The sequence below is a fragment of the [Lactobacillus] timonensis genome, assembly GCF_900240275.1.
In the GTDB taxonomy this organism is placed as follows: Bacteria; Bacillota; Bacilli; order Lactobacillales; family Lactobacillaceae; genus Limosilactobacillus; species Limosilactobacillus timonensis.
Genome location: NZ_LT964761.1, coordinates 208,887 through 224,316 on the forward strand (window position 1 = coordinate 208,887; position 15,430 = coordinate 224,316).

Genomic DNA, 15,430 nt, shown 5'->3' on the forward strand with positions numbered 1-15,430 from the left:
GGTGTGATTTACCAGCTCATGAACGGTCTTTCAGCACCTAACCGTCTCTCTGTTTAATAAGCCGCTTTATCCTGCGCACTATCTTTTAATATCAACACTTATCCTACTTGATCCTGACCTGGCTTGTCAACACCAAACCAACGACCACTGCCAAATGAAAAAGTCTCCGACGTCCGCTGTTCGGATCGCTGGAGACTTTACTATTTTTATTCCGCACTACCCGCCGTCGTCGGCCCTTCCGGAGAAGTTGTTGGCGCCTGGGTAGTAGTCGTTGACGAATGACTCAGCCCGCTGCTAGTTGTCCCGGCACTACCGCTAGTTGGCGAACCATCACTTGTTGACCCACCCAAGTAAGTTGATGAGTCGGTGAATGATGAACTAGAATGGTGGCTTGATGTCTTTTTGCTTGAACCACCGCTGCCAGCCACGTTGTACTCGGCGCCATGGGGTAGTTCAAAGTTAACGTTGGTAACCCCATCGTAGGTCGTCTGCAGGTTCCACATCCAGGTTTCATAGTTGTGAACCTTCTTAAACTTCAGGCCAAGCGCGTGGCGAATCAGCTTGGAGACACGGTTAATTTCCTTGGGCGAAGCAATCTGGAATGATACACCATCAATCGTGGCATCCCTGCCGTGAAAGTGGTAAGTCTTGACGTGGTTCATCGCTAAATGATAATTAGCGTAGAGCGTTGCCACGTTATCAATTGGTACGTTAGTCTTGACTCCATCCTTGACGGCATCGAGGATCTTGTTGACCGCACCAACGGATCCCGAAGACTTCAGCTCGTGAATGACGCTAATCATCACTTGCTGTTGCCGCTTTTGCCGGCCGTAATCGTTATTGGGGTCATCATACCGCATCCGCGAATACTTCAGAGCATACTCGCCGTTTAAGTGCTGCTTGCCTTTTGGGAAGTGGTGTCCTTCATAATCAAAGGCGAATGGGTTATCAACCTCAACACCGCCAACTGCATTGACGACCTTTTTCAGCACACCCATGTTAATAACCGCATAGTAGTCAATCGGCACGTTTAGCAATTCTGACACCTGCTTGCAGGTTTGTTTTGGTCCACCAATCGAATAAGCCGCGTTAATCTTTACGTAGTCAGGTCCATCGTCAGTATTGACCCGGACAAGGGTATCACGCGGAATACTAGTCATGGTAATGGTCTGCTTCTTCGGGTTGACCGTCATCAACTCCAGAGTATCGGTGTTACCACCCTTATTGCCCCGGTTCAAGGCTCCAACGTCGGTCCCCATCAGCAAGACAGAAACTGGCTTGCCGGCCTTGAGTTTCGGATCAACCTTTCCGCTACCCTGCTTAAATACTCCCTGAGCAGTGCTATGAATCTTGTGGTACTCATAGCCACCTGCACAGATTAACAGCAAGATCAGCACCAAAACAAAGCGCTTCAGCCACTTGCCAGGCCGGTGTGGGTTAAGCTGCGATTTGCCGCTCATTTGCCGGTCGTGACGGTGTTGTTTTCTGGCTACGCTTTCATCAATGTCTCGTTGGAGACGTTCGCGGTATTCTTCCCGCGTTTCATGTTTAGCCATTTTTCAAACCCTCTGTAGTTATTTTCTTAGCTAATATGCTCAATGATAATCAAATCAACTCTTCCTAATCTAGCAGAGTCACCCACATTAGTCAATTGTCGTTCAAAACATGTTAGAAAAATCTCAACATTTAGGCAATTGCTTCCTGTCAAAACCGCGGTATGTGATGGTCATCCCCACGCCTTGTTTAACTAAGTTAACTACTTGGAAAAACAACGACGAGGTGGCAGGCAAACTATGGAGCGGCACCGATCGCGCCCGGTGGCCGGGACGCTGCCATTCTAAAAACCAGTTATATTGCTGATTAAAGACGTCATTAACAACCAGTATCTGGTACTGGACATTAAAATGATGGTCAAAGTGGTCATAGATTCGTTGGATAATCAATTGTGCTGCTGCCGCTGGATCACTGTGATGCTTCATAAAAACCCCCTCACCGCCATTATATCATCAAACACGAACTGATGTTCGACTAGCAGTGAGGTTTGCTTTTTTAATTATGTGAAACGCGTTTTTCTTTCGGCTGGTAGCTTAACGCTAAAACGGCAATGATAATCATTACTGAACCTAACCAATCCGCACCAGTCAAATGAAGGTTAAAAATCAGTACCGACCCGATTGTTGCTGATAGTGGTTCAAAGGCATCCAGAAAACCAGCAGTCGAAGGTGGAATGTAACGCAGGGCATTGGTAAAGAGCTGAAAGGGAATCAGCGTCCCAACGACAATTACCGCTGCCATCAGCCACCAGATCATCGGATTCCGCGGTAATGACGGCTGGGTAGGATGAACTAACAGCAACGCCACTCCTGACATCAATAACCCCCACCCGGTAATAATCAGCGAGGAGAAACCACCACGAACCATTCGCTGTGGAATTAACGTATTAGTCGCTACCCCGACCGCCGAACACAGCCCCCAAAAGAGGATGCCCGGCGTTAATGCCAGGTGGTTAAAACGGCCGTGAGTCGCCAGGATGAACACCCCAGCAAAAGCGACGACCGCCGCAATCATTTCAATCCGCCGTGGTCTTTGATGACGGAAAAGTGCAACGTAAGCAACGATAAAGAACGGACCGATAAACTGGAGGATGGTCGCAATTGAGGCGTTCCCCTCCTGCACTACCCGAAAGTAGCAATATTGAACCGGCAATAATCCTAAGACCCCATAGGCGGTAATGGTAATGGCATCACGCTTGGTCCGCCAAACACGGAGTGGATCCTTGTGAGTCAGCGCCGCCATAATGATTAAAATAATGCCAGCGGTAACCATTCGTACCTGCGAAACCCACATTGGTGTTATCTTCGGGCTAATGTTAAATAATCCCTTAGCACAAAGCCCGGAAATCCCCCAAAAAGTACAGGAGATAATCCCGATCAATGTCCAAAAGCGCCGCTGCCGGCGTTGTCGCTGCGTCACACTCACCATTCCTTCCGTCCTCAGTGATTGAGGTTCTTCTTAATTGCTCGGGTTAATCCTAACCAGGTGCCGATCATTACCATCGTATAGATCGCACAAAAAATCGTTACCCACTTAATAAACGGTAAGAGGTGGAAACACGTGAGGATTCCCATAACGATCGTTAAGACTAACCAGATAGCAATCTGTTTGGTTATTTTATCACGTTGTTTTCTTAATTGTTCTGCTTTTAGCTGATTTGCCATTTATTTCACCATCGCTTGTAAACCTACTGCTAATAAACCACCGCAGATGGGACCAAACATTGGTACCCAGCTGTACCACCAGCCAGCACCCGACTTGTTAGGAACCGGAATTAACGTGTAGGCCAACCGTGGTCCCCAGTCCCGCGCCGGATTCAACGCAAAACCAGTGGTGGTCCCCAGCCCAGCACCAATTGCAAAGATCACCAGGCCCACCACGACCGGCTTTAGTCCGGTCGTGAAATTACCGAGGTTGACTAATACCAGGATGAAAACAAAGGTTGCAATTAATTCACTAATGAAGTTAAACAGCCCGTAGTTAATTCCCGGCATCGTTGCAAAAATGCTGACGTTGTTATTTTCCGGTCTCGTGGTGGCCTTAAAGTGCGACCAAAATTGGATAATCACTACCACTGCACCGAGAAAGGCTCCCAGAAATTGCCCGGCCAGGTAAGGCCCCACTTGAGCGTGGGGAAAGGTACCAGCAACCGCAAAGGCAATCGTCACCGCCGGGTTCAGGTGACCTTGCGAGCCTAGTGAGCCAGCTACGTAGACCCCCATCGTTACCGCAACACCCCAGGCAAAGGAAATGTAAAACCAATCTTTTTGTCCGCTACTAAAGGTCTTCTTCAAATTGAGCCCCGCTCCAACACCACAGCCAATTACAATGAGGATAAACGTCCCCACCAGTTCACCAATAAAACCATGCATGATTAATTTTCCTCCATTACATAGAAAAGGGACGTGGCAGTAAACCACGGCCCCTTTTGGTCATTGTTGCCTTATTATTGGTTGTCCGCCATGGACTTGCGCAACTTGTCACCGATTTCTTCGTAACCAGGCTTGCCCAGCAGGCCAAACATGTTGACCTTGTAAGCTTCCACCCCTGGCTGGTTGAACGGGTTAATACCATCCAGGTAGCCAGAAACGGCAATGGCCACTTCAAAGAAGTAAATCAAATAACCGAGGGTATGTGCGGTTTCATCTGGGATGTGAACCGTCATGACCGGCACCCCACCGTCGTTGTGGGCAGCAACGACTGCCTGGTAGGCCTTGGTGTTGGCAAAATCCATCGTCTTGCCTTCCAGGTACTTCAACCCATCGAGGTTGTCTTCGGCACTCGGGATGTCAACGTCAAAGTTTGGCGAATCCAGTTTAACAACGGTTTCCATCAGGTTCCGCCGTCCTTCTTGAATGTACTGCCCCAGTGAGTGCAGGTCAGTCGTAAAGTTGGCGCTGGATGGGTAAATTCCCTTCTGATCCTTACCTTCGGATTCACCAGCCAACTGCTTCCACCATTCGGCTAACATCCGCATGTTTGGTTCGTAGTTTTCTAGCAGTTCGGTAGTGTAGCCCTTCCGGTACAAGATATTGCGGTAAGCGGCGTATTGGTAGGCCGGGTTCTTGCTTAAATCGTCAGAAAACAGTTCGCGTTCGGCATCAGCCGCACCAGCCATGAGTTGGTCAATGTCGGCACCAGAAGCGGCGATTGGCAGGAGGCCAACTGGGCAGAGAACGGAGTAGCGGCCGCCAACACCATCAGGAATTACAAAGCTCTCGTAACCATGGGCATCCGCTTCGGTCTTCAGTGCTCCCCGGGCCTTGTCAGTGGTGGCATAGATCCGCTTATTTGCCTCCGCTTCGCCGTACTTCTTAATTAACAGCTGCTTGAAGATACGGAAAGCAATGGATGGTTCAGTAGTAGTCCCCGACTTGGAAACAATGTTAATTGAGAAGTCCTTATCCCCAATCAGCTGAATCAGGTCGTGGACGTAAGTCGAACTCAGAGAGTTCCCTGCAAAAACAACCAGCGGGTACTTGCGGTCCTCAGCTGATTGTGCTTCATAGAAAGTGTTGTGCAGGAAGTCCACCGCCATCTTGGCACCCAGGTAGGAACCACCAATCCCGATGACAACCAGGACATCAGAGTCTGACTGGATTTTCTTGGCTGCCTTCTTAATCCGTGCAAACTCTTCCTTATCATACTGGGTCGGCAGGTGCAGCCAGTCACGGAAGTCAGCGCCTGCTCCCGTTCCATTGCGTAACTCACTGTCAGCGGCAGTGACCATTGCCTGCATCTCACCCAACTCATTATCGTGCACAAACTTCTTCAGTGCACTGCTATCAAACGAAACCTTACCCATCTTTACCGGATCCTTTCCGTTAATTGTCTAAAAAACATTCTCCTCAATAATAATGTAAACGTTATCGATATGCAATAGTCAGCCACCACCAGGGCAAAGCAAAAGCGGGCGCTAACATAGCGTCCGCTTGCTTTAAAGCAGATTAATTTTGTCCAGCTTGTTCAGCAGCAGTGACCAGTTGTTCCATGGTCTGACTACCAAAGATCACCGGACCGTCATTCATGATCGTTGCCGGAACGCTCATTATCTTTCGTTGCTCCCGCAGTTCCGGGAACTCGCCGAGGTCGATCATCGTGGCCGAAACATGAGGATTGAGTGAGGCCATCCGCTGACAAGCCGCCACAACATCCGGACAGAAGTGACAGGTCAGTGAAACGCCAATCTTAATCTCGACATGTGGTAGTTTGGCAATTCGCTCCCGCAATTCAGCTGGAACGTCCTGACCAGGACCACCAACGTTGTAAATTCCCAGCACTAGCGAACTCATTTCGTGGCCACTCGGGATCCCGGCGTAATGGAGGCCAGTATCTTCCCCGTCAACAAACAAGCGCAGCTGTGGTAGCAGCACATCATCACTTGTAATTTCGTGACGTTCTACCGTTAACAGGTCGCTGTATTGCGCGACTTCATTCACGAAACCGTCTAATTCCTGGCTGTGCTGGGTATGGTTTTCCAGCAGTTGCAAGGTAACCGGCTTGGTCAGGCGACTAAAGACCGCTTTCAACTGGGCGACAATGTCTGCCGTCAGCCACTTGCCACTATGCTGCTTAGCTGGTTGTTGGTCGGCTGACACCTGTGAAGTCTGCCCGACTGGTTGAGCTGACTTCTTTACTTCACGGTGAATGGGGATACCCAACCGTTGTTTTTGGGCTGTGATGTACTTTTCGGCCGCTGTCGCTGCCGTCGCCCCGTCAGCTGCCGCGGTAACAATTTGCCGCAGATCCTTGACGATCACGTCACCAGCAGCGTAGACCCCGGCAACATTCGTGGCTCCATCAGCATCTGTCTTCAGGTAACCACGATCATCCATGTCCAGGACACCGGCAAACGGCCTAGTCGCCGGCTTAGTACCGGCATAAACGAAAATGCCAAAAGTCCGGTCGCCATCATCGACGTGGTACACCGTCTGCTCGCCAGTCTGGTTATTAACGAGGGTGGCGGTTGTCAGATAGTCATCCCCGTCAACGGCCTTGACCTCAGTATGGTATTGCACTGAGACTTTCGGGTTATTCAACGCCTTAGCCGCAACTAGCGGTGGACAGTGAAACTTGTCAGCTCGTACCAGAACCGTGACGTGCTTGGCAAAACGAGTCAGGTAGTCTGCTTCTTCGGCAGCGGCATAACCCCCACCGACAACGAAGACTTGCAGGCCAGCAAAGAGCTCACCATCACAAGTCGAACAGTAGGCAACGCCCCGTCCCCGGAATTCGTCTTCTCCGGCAAAGCCGACTTTTCGCGGAGAAGCTCCCGTAGCGATAATCACTGCCCGGCCGTAGTATTCCTTTCCCGACTGGCTAGTAACTTTCTTGACGTCTCCAGTGAAATCAAACTGGGTTGCCTGGTCATGGGCAATTTTCACGCCCAATGCCGCCACCTGTTCCTGCCACTGGTTCATCAGCTGGGTACCGTCAACGTCCGCCACTGCCGGATAATTAGCAACGATCGAAGTGGTTGTTACTTGTCCGCCGACGTTCTCGCCCTCAAGAATCAGCGTATCCATCGTGGCCCGACCGGCGTACAGCCCGGCCGTCAACCCAGCTGGACCAGCACCAATCACCACGAGGTCGTAAATATGTTTATCGCTCATCACGATCACCCGCGATTAAAGCTTGCCGACAAGGTCGAGGCTTGGCTTAATTGTTTCTTCACCCGGCTTCCAGTTAGCTGGGCACACTTGGTCACCATGTTCACGAACAAACTTTGCAGCCTGTAGTGTCCGCAGAATTTCGTCCGCGCTGCGGCCAACACTCATGTTGTTAATCGTGTAAGATTGAACCTTGCCGTCAGGATCAATGATAAAGACAGCCCGGAAAGTATCACCTGATGGTTCATCCAAAACATCAAACTGGCGAGCCAGCTTGCCTGCCCGGTCAGCCAGCATTGGGTACTTGATCTTCGCAATCTTTTCTGATGCTTCTGCCCATGCCTGGTGAACGTATTCAGTATCTTCTGAGCAAGAATAAATTTCGGCGTCTTCCTGCTTAAATTGAGCATAATTGTCTTGCAGTGCCTCTAGTTCGGTTGGACAAACGAAAGTGAAGTCTTCTGGGTAGAAGAAGATAATACTCCAATGACCCAGCAAGTCCTTTTTGCTGATTTCTTTAATCTCGCCATCCTGGTAAGCTGGCAGCGTAAAGTCATCAATTTCGTGGTTAATGTAATTCATACTATTCCATCCTTTCTTAGAACCATTCTTGACTACAGTTAAAGTATAACAATTCTTGGCTAAAAAGCAAGCCTTCGCCCCAAAAATAGCCCACGAAAAACCGCCCATGACTTGCCGAGCACAAGCCTTGAGCGGTTTCTTTAAAGTTATTTTAATCTTGTTTATCCCCTGCATTATTTGCGGGCGCATACTCCCGGTCAGGGAAATAGACGGTAAATTTAGAACCGTCACCATGCTTACTATCAACCGTAATCTTGCCACCGTGGAGGTCCACCAATTGCTTGACAATTGATAAACCAATTCCGGACTCGCCATACTGGGTGTTCATCCGCGAACGGTCAGCCTTATAGAAACGGTCCCAAATGTTTGCAACCTGCTCCTTAGTCATGCCGATCCCGGTATCCGTCACGCTAAACTTTGCCCCGTGAGGCTCACGACTAGCAGCGAGGGTCACCGTTCCCTGGTCAGTAAACTGAATGGCGTTTTGGATAATGTTAAACATGATCTGGACAAAGCGGTCGTAGTCGGCGTAAACACGGACTAGCTTGGGTGCGTCCACCTTGATGACGTCACCGCTAGCAGCCGCCTTATCCTTGAGCTGGTCAGCCAGGTTGTTTAACTCCTCGGTACCGTTAAAGATCGTCCGCCGGAGGGTCAACTGGTTTTTCCGTAACTTCTCAGAATCCAGCGTGTTATTAACTAGCCGGATCAGCCGCTGAGTATCGGCCTGCATCAGCTGGATACTGTGCTTTTTATCCTCTTCCGGGATCGCGTCGTAGGCCAGTCCCTCCAATAGCCCGTTAATGGTTGTTAACGGTGTCCGCATTTCGTGAGCCGCGTCAGCCATAAACTTTTGTTGTCGCTCCTGTTGACGGGCAATTTCTTCCTGCGAAGCTTGCAGCGAATCAGCCATCTTATTAAAGTCCCGCCCCAGGTCGTCTAGTTCATCTGAACTCGGCGTCTGCAGGTGGACATCATAGTTGCCGCGGGCAATTTGAGTAGCCGCCTTCTGCATTTTTTTAATCCGCTTAGTCATCTGTTTGGACAGGATATATGACATTACCAACGTCACCGCTGCGGCCAAGGCAATACATTTGAGCATGTTGACCAGGATCTGCTGGCGATTCTGGTTGATCGTTGAAACAAAGGTCCCCGTTGCCACGACCGCCACTAATTTATGCTGGTAAATGTAAGGGCGAATAACTTCCGTCATTTCGCGGCTGATGTTATCATGGCGGAATGGCGCCGCATCAAGTCGCTTATGGATGGTCTTCCCGCTTTTCACAGTTGCCCAGTCGTCCTTGGTTAATGACGGTCGAAAGCCGTTGGAAGAAAAGGTGACCTTCTTCTGGGGAGTGTAGATCGCAAAGTGAACGTTTTGTCGGGACAATAACTGGGCATTGGCATTCAACGTCTGCATTTTTAAGCCGTTCAGTTCCTGATCGTTGAAGTCGTATTGAACCGCGTCCATCATCAAAGTGTCAGAATCAGTTGTCAGCTGGTCCCAGGCCTGGTGATAAAGGCTCGTGTTGGTCACTTGAATGTAAGTAGCAGTTAAAATAACCATCAACGTGCAAATCACCAGGAAGAAACTCAGCATTTGCTGGTAGATCAGTTTCATTTGCTGCTGACCCCGGAATCATCAAACTTGTAGCCGACACCCCAAACAGTCTGAATAACCTGGGGTCCCGCCACTTCAATCTTTTGCCGCAGCTTTTTAATGTGAGCATCCACCGTCCGCTCGTCACCCAGGTATTCATAATCCCAGACCAACTGGAGTAACTGGGCGCGGGTAAATACCTGCCGTGGCTTCGAAGCCAGGGTCTTCAGCAGGTCGAATTCCTTGGGGGTCAGATCACTAATTGGCTGGCCATCTAAGTAGACCTCACGGGTTTTGGTATTCATCTTAAAGTGGTCCGTTGTGATGTCGAAGGTCGAAGTCGAATTATTGGTCGTCGTTGGTGCGCCCATTTGAGCTCGCCGGTGCAAGGCCTTCATCCGCGCCACCAGTGTTAACGGTGAAAACGGCTTGGTGACGTATTCGTCCGCCCCAATTTCGAGGCCGAGCACCTGATCGCTTTCGCTGTCGCGCGCCGTTAGGATAATCAACGGAACCGTTGGTGATTGCTCTCGAATCTTGGCTGCCACCTGCATGCCATCTACTTTTGGTAAATTAAGGTCGAGAGTGATAATGTCCCAGCCATTGGGGTTGGCCTTGAACATATTCAGTGCTTCCTGTCCGTCATAGGCGAAGTCGACGTGCCATTTTTCTTTTTTAAAGAACATTGACATCATTTCACAAACTGATCGATTATCTTCAATCATTAAGACTTTCATTTCAACGGCACTCCTTAAATGTTAGTTTTCCTATTAACTATTATACGCACTTGTTCTGCAAAAATGGTATAGATGATTTGTTTACTGAAGGCAATAAGCATTTTAGTTGTTCACAATGAAAAAAACTGTTATTCTGGAAGCGTAGTTATGGGGATGTTTATGGATTCGACGGGTATTGTTCGAGTCCCGACTGCGTTTGAAGGTGGCGCTTGTTAAAACGCTCAGTTTTCTAATTATAACTGCAAACAACAATAATTACTCTTACGCTGTTGCTGCCTAACAAGTAGCACGCGTAGATCCGTCCGGGTTCGTCCATGATGCGGTCACGGGTTTTATAAGTAGTGGACTTACGCTAATCGCTCACGCTTGAAGCTGTTAGAAGAGATCATCAAGCTAGTTAGTCATGGTTGCCTTGGTTAGCGGCGTTTTGGCTGATGAATTTTAAGTAGTTGACCTATGAACGTAGAGGTCGAGATGGCGAGATATTCGGACAGGGGTTCGACTCCCCTCATCTCCATTCATTATTTTTAAATATCCTTCATAGTCGTTTAACGGAACGCTATGGAGGATTTTTTTACAAATCGAATTATACAGAACTGATTACTAAATATTTTCTTTCTCAAAATTTTCTCAATTAATAGGCAATACTGTTCGTTATGTTGCTGTCGAGAAACAAAAACTACTATCCTTAGCTCGGCAATTTTTTTACCTTGTTCCACCAACCATTGCTTTTTTCAGTATGAATTTGTGATACGGCAGATTGCAAGAAATAACTTGAACGAATTTAGTGACGTAGATTAAGCAAGAAGATCTCGATTGGTGTGTGCCAGTTAAGACATTTAAGTGGTCGGGAATTCAGATACCAATTGATTTGAACCAGCTGGCGATCGCTCAGCTCTTCAATGGCTTGTCCCTTGGGAATAAACCGTCGCAAAACTCGATTACGGTTCTCATTACTACCGCGTTCGTGCGGTGAATAGGCATGGGCAAAGTAAACCTGAGTACCCGTTAGCTGTTCAATTGCCTGATAGTTAGCGAACTCTTTCCCATGATCCACGGTAAGCGTCTTGAGCTTGTCTTGAAGTTGACTAGCTAGTTCAAGTACGGCTTGAGTCATGGACTGACTGTCGCGACCATGGAGCCGTTTAACAATTGTCAGGCGACTCTTACGCTCCACAAAAGTCGCCACAGCTTGACCTTTACGTTTGCCAGAAAGTACGGTATCAGCTTCAAAGTGGCCGAATTCTGGGCGAGTTTCGACTTTATGAGGACGCTCCTCAATGGAGCGGCCGTGACTGAACGTACCACGCTTTTCTTTAGCACGATGACGACGAATTCCATGATCAGGCAAATCGGGTAACTGTACATCAAGCCATCCTTGATCAATCCAGTTATAGACCGTCTTGTAGGCAATACCAACTACATGGGCAACTTGTTCAGGGGACCACTTCTGGACTTGAATCTTTTCCTCAATCAAGTGCTTAAGGCTTTTAGTAAGCGAAGACTTCCGCCCCCGTTGACTAACCTTGCGTTCAAAGTCAGTTTGCGCTAGTTCAGCTTGATACCCACTATTTAGCCGGTGAAGTTCGTTAAAGATGGTGGTCTTACTAAAGCCTAAGTAGTTAGCGATGTATCGCAAGGAACGTCCTTCATTATGAAGCGTTTCAATGACAACACGGTTCTGGAATGATAAAATAGTGGTGCTCATCAAGGCCCTTCTTTCTAATGGATTGTGTGGTAACACCATTAAAGACCTTGATGGGTTTTTCTGTCCACTTAAATGTTCAACTTAAATTTTACAATCTGCCGANACACGGTTCTGGAATGATAAAATAGTGGTGCTCATCAAGGCCCTTCTTTCTAATGGATTGTGTGGTAACACCATTAAAGACCTTGATGGGTTTTTCTGTCCACTTAAATGTTCAACTTAAATTTTACAATCTGCCGATACTATAAAAGACGCAATTATTTATTATTCTAAATTATATCAATAGGAGGAGTTAGCAGGTGGATTTAAAGAATTTATCAGCTAAATGGAAATGGATTATCGGCATCGTTGCCGTCATTGTAGTCCTACTGATTTTCGGTCACGTTCGTCAAAATGGTGGCACTATCGCCGCGGCGAAGAACGTTTCGTTTGTCAAACAGGCCAAGGGATCAGGAACCCATGTCTGGTTCATGTCAACTGGTAAAGCGAAAAAATCAGATGTTTATTACATCATTGTGTTAAAAAACGGCAAAGCTCGTACTTACCGCACCTATGATGACGATACAAACCTGGGGAAGCTTTCGAAGATGAGCGATCATCAGGCAATCGCCTATGCTAAGCAACAGGATCGAAAATATTTTGATGCTTCATTAAAGGAAGCAAAGTTAAACCATAAGGGAAAAGTTGATCATCAATATCCCGCAGATGACTATACTGGTTTTAATAACGACTTTGCTGGATTATCAGTGACATCCCTACCTGATTTCAAATTCTTAGCATCGGCCAATAACGACAGTCAACAAAAGCTGGTAGGTACAGTGCTTGATACAGGGGATTATGATGACGATGATAACCCTTACATGGTGGCCTTTAATAACGATGGTAAGTTACTCACCAGTATCGATGGTAGTACTAAGTTACCAAAGGGTACTCAAATTGCTGATCAGACGCCCAAGGCTATCCCAATGTCTACTGATAAAGCAAGCGAAAACAACGTCATTCTGGATCGGTTCTATAAGGCACTATATCGGCGTATTGACAACACCAGTTACGCAGCGCCAAAGCCAATGAAGGTCAAGGTTAAATCAAAGACCGATGATTCTGGTAATGATATTGTCAGTCAAAAGGCAACTGTCCAATACACCCAAAATTTCGACGAATATCAGCTAAAGTATAACTTTATTGACTTGGCAGGTCACGATCCAGCTATTATGCGTCAACTTGGCCAGGCTGCTGAAAAGATCGTCAAAGCACAGGAAAATTACAATGACGATGGAAGTGCCCCGGAGGATAAAGCTAGTGCTGAATATGCTCAAGTTGCATCCAGGATCTTTACGGACAAGGTTTGCTACAAGTTGACGAAAGATATGTTTACCAATGAGCAGATTAAATACACTATGACCTTAAAGGAACCTGCTTCCTTTGACATTTACAAGAGTCACTTTATTGGTTACAACTGTGGTGCTAAGAATGGCTATCTCGTCACCAAAGCCCAAAATGATAACCAAACTGCAGTCTTTGCCAAGTAAGATCTTAACGCTCCCGTTAAGGTGGTTAAATACCCTGAAGTGCAATAAAAAAGTTAGACAAAATTCAGATATTTAGGCTGATAAGGTATGCGTCCGGTATTCAACCGGGCTCATGCCTTTTGTTTTTAATGAGATTCGGTGGTAGTTATAGAAGTGAAGGTAATCTTGAGAGAGGGTCTTTAGTTCTTGCAATGAGTGGCATGGTGGATAGCCATGCAATAATTTTGTCTTGTAAATATGAAAGAGGCTCTCAATCGGGGCGTTATCCAAGCAGTTTCCTTGGCGGGACATGCTTTGGACAAACTGGTGATCCTTGAGCTTTTGGACGTAGTAAAGGAGCTGATAATGCCAGCCTTGGTCAGAGTGAATGATGGGCTTTGCATGAGCCGGTAGTTTGGTTAATAGTTCGTCGAGCGTGGCGGTAATCAACTCCCGGTCCGGATGACAGCTCATCTGGAAAGCCAGGGTCTCTTTGGTCGCTTCATCGGTAATTGCGGAAATATAGGCCCAGTGTTGGTCTACTAAGCGAACTTGAGTCACGTCAGTTGGAGGACCTGGTACGGTTCTTCCGCGTTAAAACTTTGGTCGAGACAATTTGGGGCAACCTTGCCAACGGTACCAGCATACGAAGAATAACTGCTATTGTGGCGCCGGTTATATAAGTTAACCTGGACTTTCAACTCCTTCATCAGCTTAATGATGGTCGCATCAGCGAGGTGAATCCCTTCAGCTTCCAACAGGGCGCTTATGCGCCGGTAACCATAGGTAAATTGATCACGAACCTTTCCTTGATCGGCAAGTTTTTGGATCAATTGCTTAACGTATTCGTCCTTATACTGGTGATTAGCAATTCGTTTACGGTAAGTAGCACGCGGAAGGTTCAACACCTGCAGAAGCTCATTAATGGAATAACGGTCTCGCTTGGGGATTGCCCTTTGATCAGCCCTGATCTGATCGATTATTTCCGTTTTTTGACGGGCTTTAAGCGACCGAACAGGGCGATGGATTTTTTTGTGACGTCTCGCTCCAGTTTGAGATCATGGTTCTCTTTCTTGAGTTGACTAACCTCCTCACGGAGTCGCTCAAGTTCACTTTGATCCTGAAGATGACGTAGCTGTTTTTTAGTTGATTTAGCGCCCATCTTTTGCCGTCGATGTTGGAGACCAGCCAACCCCTCCTGGCCAAAAGTCTTGCGCCAGGTGGAGATCTGACACGCATTCACGCCAAACTTAGCCGCAACCTCAATCATCGACATTTCATGAGTATGATAATAGTCTATCACGGCCAATTTGAATTCAGCGGTAAAGGAGCGTTTAGTCCGTCGTGGTTTAAAGGCACTAACTCCAGATAATTTAAATCCTTGAACCCACTTCCTAATTTGCGAAGCAGGGATATTGTAGTGGCGACTTAATTCTACGGAAGATTGACCATCGAGATATTTTTGGACAATCTCAGCTTTCAATATTGGTGAATATTTAGTCAAAAAAGTACCTCACAATCGTTAGATCATTTTGTCTAACAATTATGAGGCACTTCAAATGCCCACGGGCATTTAATGAGTTGATGGAATAAGAAGGATTGGATCTTCAGTGACCCAATCCTTTTTAGTATCCAAATTTATTTACCATGAAAGGATGGTATTTATGGAACTATTTACTCAGGATCAGTTTAAAAAGGTCACAGCCAAGATTATTTGGTACCAGAGTAAACGGCTAACTGCTTTGGCCGAGCGGATAATGCAGGATCATGCTTTAGCTGACTTATCAAGGCACGGCAATTGTTAACTGACATCCAAGCTCTACTGCATGATACAGCCTTGATTAGCAGCTATAGTGAGCGAGCAACTTTCTACGTGTACTGGGACATTCAACTTTTGCAACATGAATTACCCTCAATCGAGCTCACTGTACAAGTTATTACACCAGAGGAACATAATCCCTTCTGTCTTTCTCCAGTGTTTCATCGTTATCTTCATCTTCGCCAATATTTAATGAATAAACATATAATTCCTGATCCATGGGAAATTAGCTAATCAGCACTAGCGTTACTGCTAGGAGCTGAGTTTTTATTACCCTTTAGCAAATCATATTAGTGGTAAAGAATCTGGCTTA

General features: G+C 47.1%; 16 protein-coding genes and 1 other RNA gene. 3 read left to right on the plus strand and 14 right to left on the minus strand.

What is annotated here, in order from left to right; genetic code table 11:
* Positions 1-206 precede the first annotated feature (206 nt).
* The 10 genes from C1710_RS01120 to C1710_RS01165 all read right to left on the minus strand — a co-directional run bounded on the left by C1710_RS01120 (position 207) and on the right by C1710_RS01165 (position 10,082).
* Complete coding sequence (locus C1710_RS01120) at positions 207-1,556, minus strand: LCP family protein (RefSeq protein WP_102279110.1); 1,350 nt, start codon at positions 1,554-1,556, stop codon at positions 207-209.
* A gap of 123 nt (positions 1,557-1,679) precedes the next feature.
* On the minus strand, positions 1,680-1,979 hold the full coding sequence (locus tag C1710_RS01125; RefSeq protein WP_102279112.1) for a hypothetical protein: 300 nt from the start codon (positions 1,977-1,979) through the stop codon (positions 1,680-1,682).
* A 70-nt stretch (positions 1,980-2,049) separates the two neighbouring features.
* On the minus strand, positions 2,050-2,982 hold the full coding sequence (locus tag C1710_RS01130; RefSeq protein WP_102279114.1) for a DMT family transporter: 933 nt from the start codon (positions 2,980-2,982) through the stop codon (positions 2,050-2,052).
* An 11-nt stretch (positions 2,983-2,993) separates the two neighbouring features.
* Positions 2,994-3,218: a hypothetical protein gene (locus tag C1710_RS01135; RefSeq protein ID WP_102279116.1), complete on the minus strand. Its 225-nt coding sequence runs from the start codon at positions 3,216-3,218 to the stop codon at positions 2,994-2,996.
* Positions 3,219-3,926, minus strand: a complete 708-nt coding sequence (locus tag C1710_RS01140) for an MIP/aquaporin family protein (protein ID WP_102279118.1) — start codon at positions 3,924-3,926, stop codon at positions 3,219-3,221. It lies immediately after the preceding gene.
* Between the two features lie 74 nt (positions 3,927-4,000).
* Positions 4,001-5,359: a glucose-6-phosphate isomerase gene (locus tag C1710_RS01145; protein ID WP_102279121.1), complete on the minus strand. Its 1,359-nt coding sequence runs from the start codon at positions 5,357-5,359 to the stop codon at positions 4,001-4,003.
* A gap of 142 nt (positions 5,360-5,501) precedes the next feature.
* Positions 5,502-7,166 (minus strand): FAD-dependent oxidoreductase, encoded by a 1,665-nt coding sequence (locus C1710_RS01150; RefSeq protein ID WP_102279123.1) that lies wholly within the window; start codon positions 7,164-7,166, stop codon positions 5,502-5,504.
* A gap of 15 nt (positions 7,167-7,181) precedes the next feature.
* Positions 7,182-7,745, minus strand: a complete 564-nt coding sequence (locus tag C1710_RS01155) for a peroxiredoxin (protein WP_102279125.1) — start codon at positions 7,743-7,745, stop codon at positions 7,182-7,184.
* Between the two features lie 151 nt (positions 7,746-7,896).
* The gene (locus tag C1710_RS01160; RefSeq protein ID WP_102279128.1) at positions 7,897-9,366 is read right to left on the minus strand and encodes a sensor histidine kinase; all 1,470 of its coding nucleotides are present in this window, start codon (positions 9,364-9,366) and stop codon (positions 7,897-7,899) included.
* Positions 9,363-10,082, minus strand: coding sequence for a response regulator transcription factor (locus C1710_RS01165; RefSeq protein ID WP_102279131.1), 720 nt, complete (start codon positions 10,080-10,082; stop codon positions 9,363-9,365). The genes C1710_RS01160 and C1710_RS01165 overlap by 4 nt, the downstream gene beginning before the upstream one ends.
* Positions 10,083-10,231: 149 nt before the next feature.
* On the opposite strand from C1710_RS01165, the gene ssrA reads away from it, so the two are divergent.
* Positions 10,232-10,602: a transfer-messenger RNA gene (gene ssrA / locus C1710_RS01170) on the plus strand.
* A 264-nt stretch (positions 10,603-10,866) separates the two neighbouring features.
* Here the strand turns inward: ssrA and C1710_RS01175 are convergent.
* Entirely contained in the window at positions 10,867-11,790 is a 924-nt protein-coding gene (locus C1710_RS01175; RefSeq protein ID WP_102279134.1) for an IS30 family transposase, read from the minus strand.
* A gap of 299 nt (positions 11,791-12,089) precedes the next feature.
* Between C1710_RS01175 and C1710_RS01180 the strand changes: the two genes are divergently transcribed.
* Positions 12,090-13,319, plus strand: a complete 1,230-nt coding sequence (locus tag C1710_RS01180; protein ID WP_102279137.1) for a hypothetical protein — start codon at positions 12,090-12,092, stop codon at positions 13,317-13,319.
* Between the two features lie 72 nt (positions 13,320-13,391).
* Here the strand turns inward: C1710_RS01180 and C1710_RS08290 are convergent, their stop codons facing one another.
* From C1710_RS08290 to C1710_RS01190, 3 genes are all read right to left on the minus strand, one after another.
* Positions 13,392-13,859: an IS3 family transposase gene (locus C1710_RS08290; protein WP_235857940.1), complete on the minus strand. Its 468-nt coding sequence runs from the start codon at positions 13,857-13,859 to the stop codon at positions 13,392-13,394.
* Positions 13,856-14,206 carry an IS3 family transposase gene (locus C1710_RS08295; protein ID WP_235857941.1) on the minus strand — a complete coding sequence of 117 codons (351 nt, stop codon included), beginning with the start codon at positions 14,204-14,206 and terminating at the stop codon, positions 13,856-13,858. The genes C1710_RS08290 and C1710_RS08295 overlap by 4 nt, the downstream gene beginning before the upstream one ends.
* Before the next feature lie 71 nt (positions 14,207-14,277).
* Entirely contained in the window at positions 14,278-14,802 is a 525-nt protein-coding gene (locus C1710_RS01190) for a helix-turn-helix domain-containing protein (RefSeq protein ID WP_102279140.1), read from the minus strand.
* A 160-nt stretch (positions 14,803-14,962) separates the two neighbouring features.
* Here C1710_RS01190 and C1710_RS08230 point away from each other — a divergent pair, with 160 nt between their 5' ends.
* Positions 14,963-15,103, plus strand: coding sequence for a hypothetical protein (locus tag C1710_RS08230; RefSeq protein WP_180961266.1), 141 nt, complete (start codon positions 14,963-14,965; stop codon positions 15,101-15,103).
* Positions 15,104-15,430: the final 327 nt, after the last annotated feature.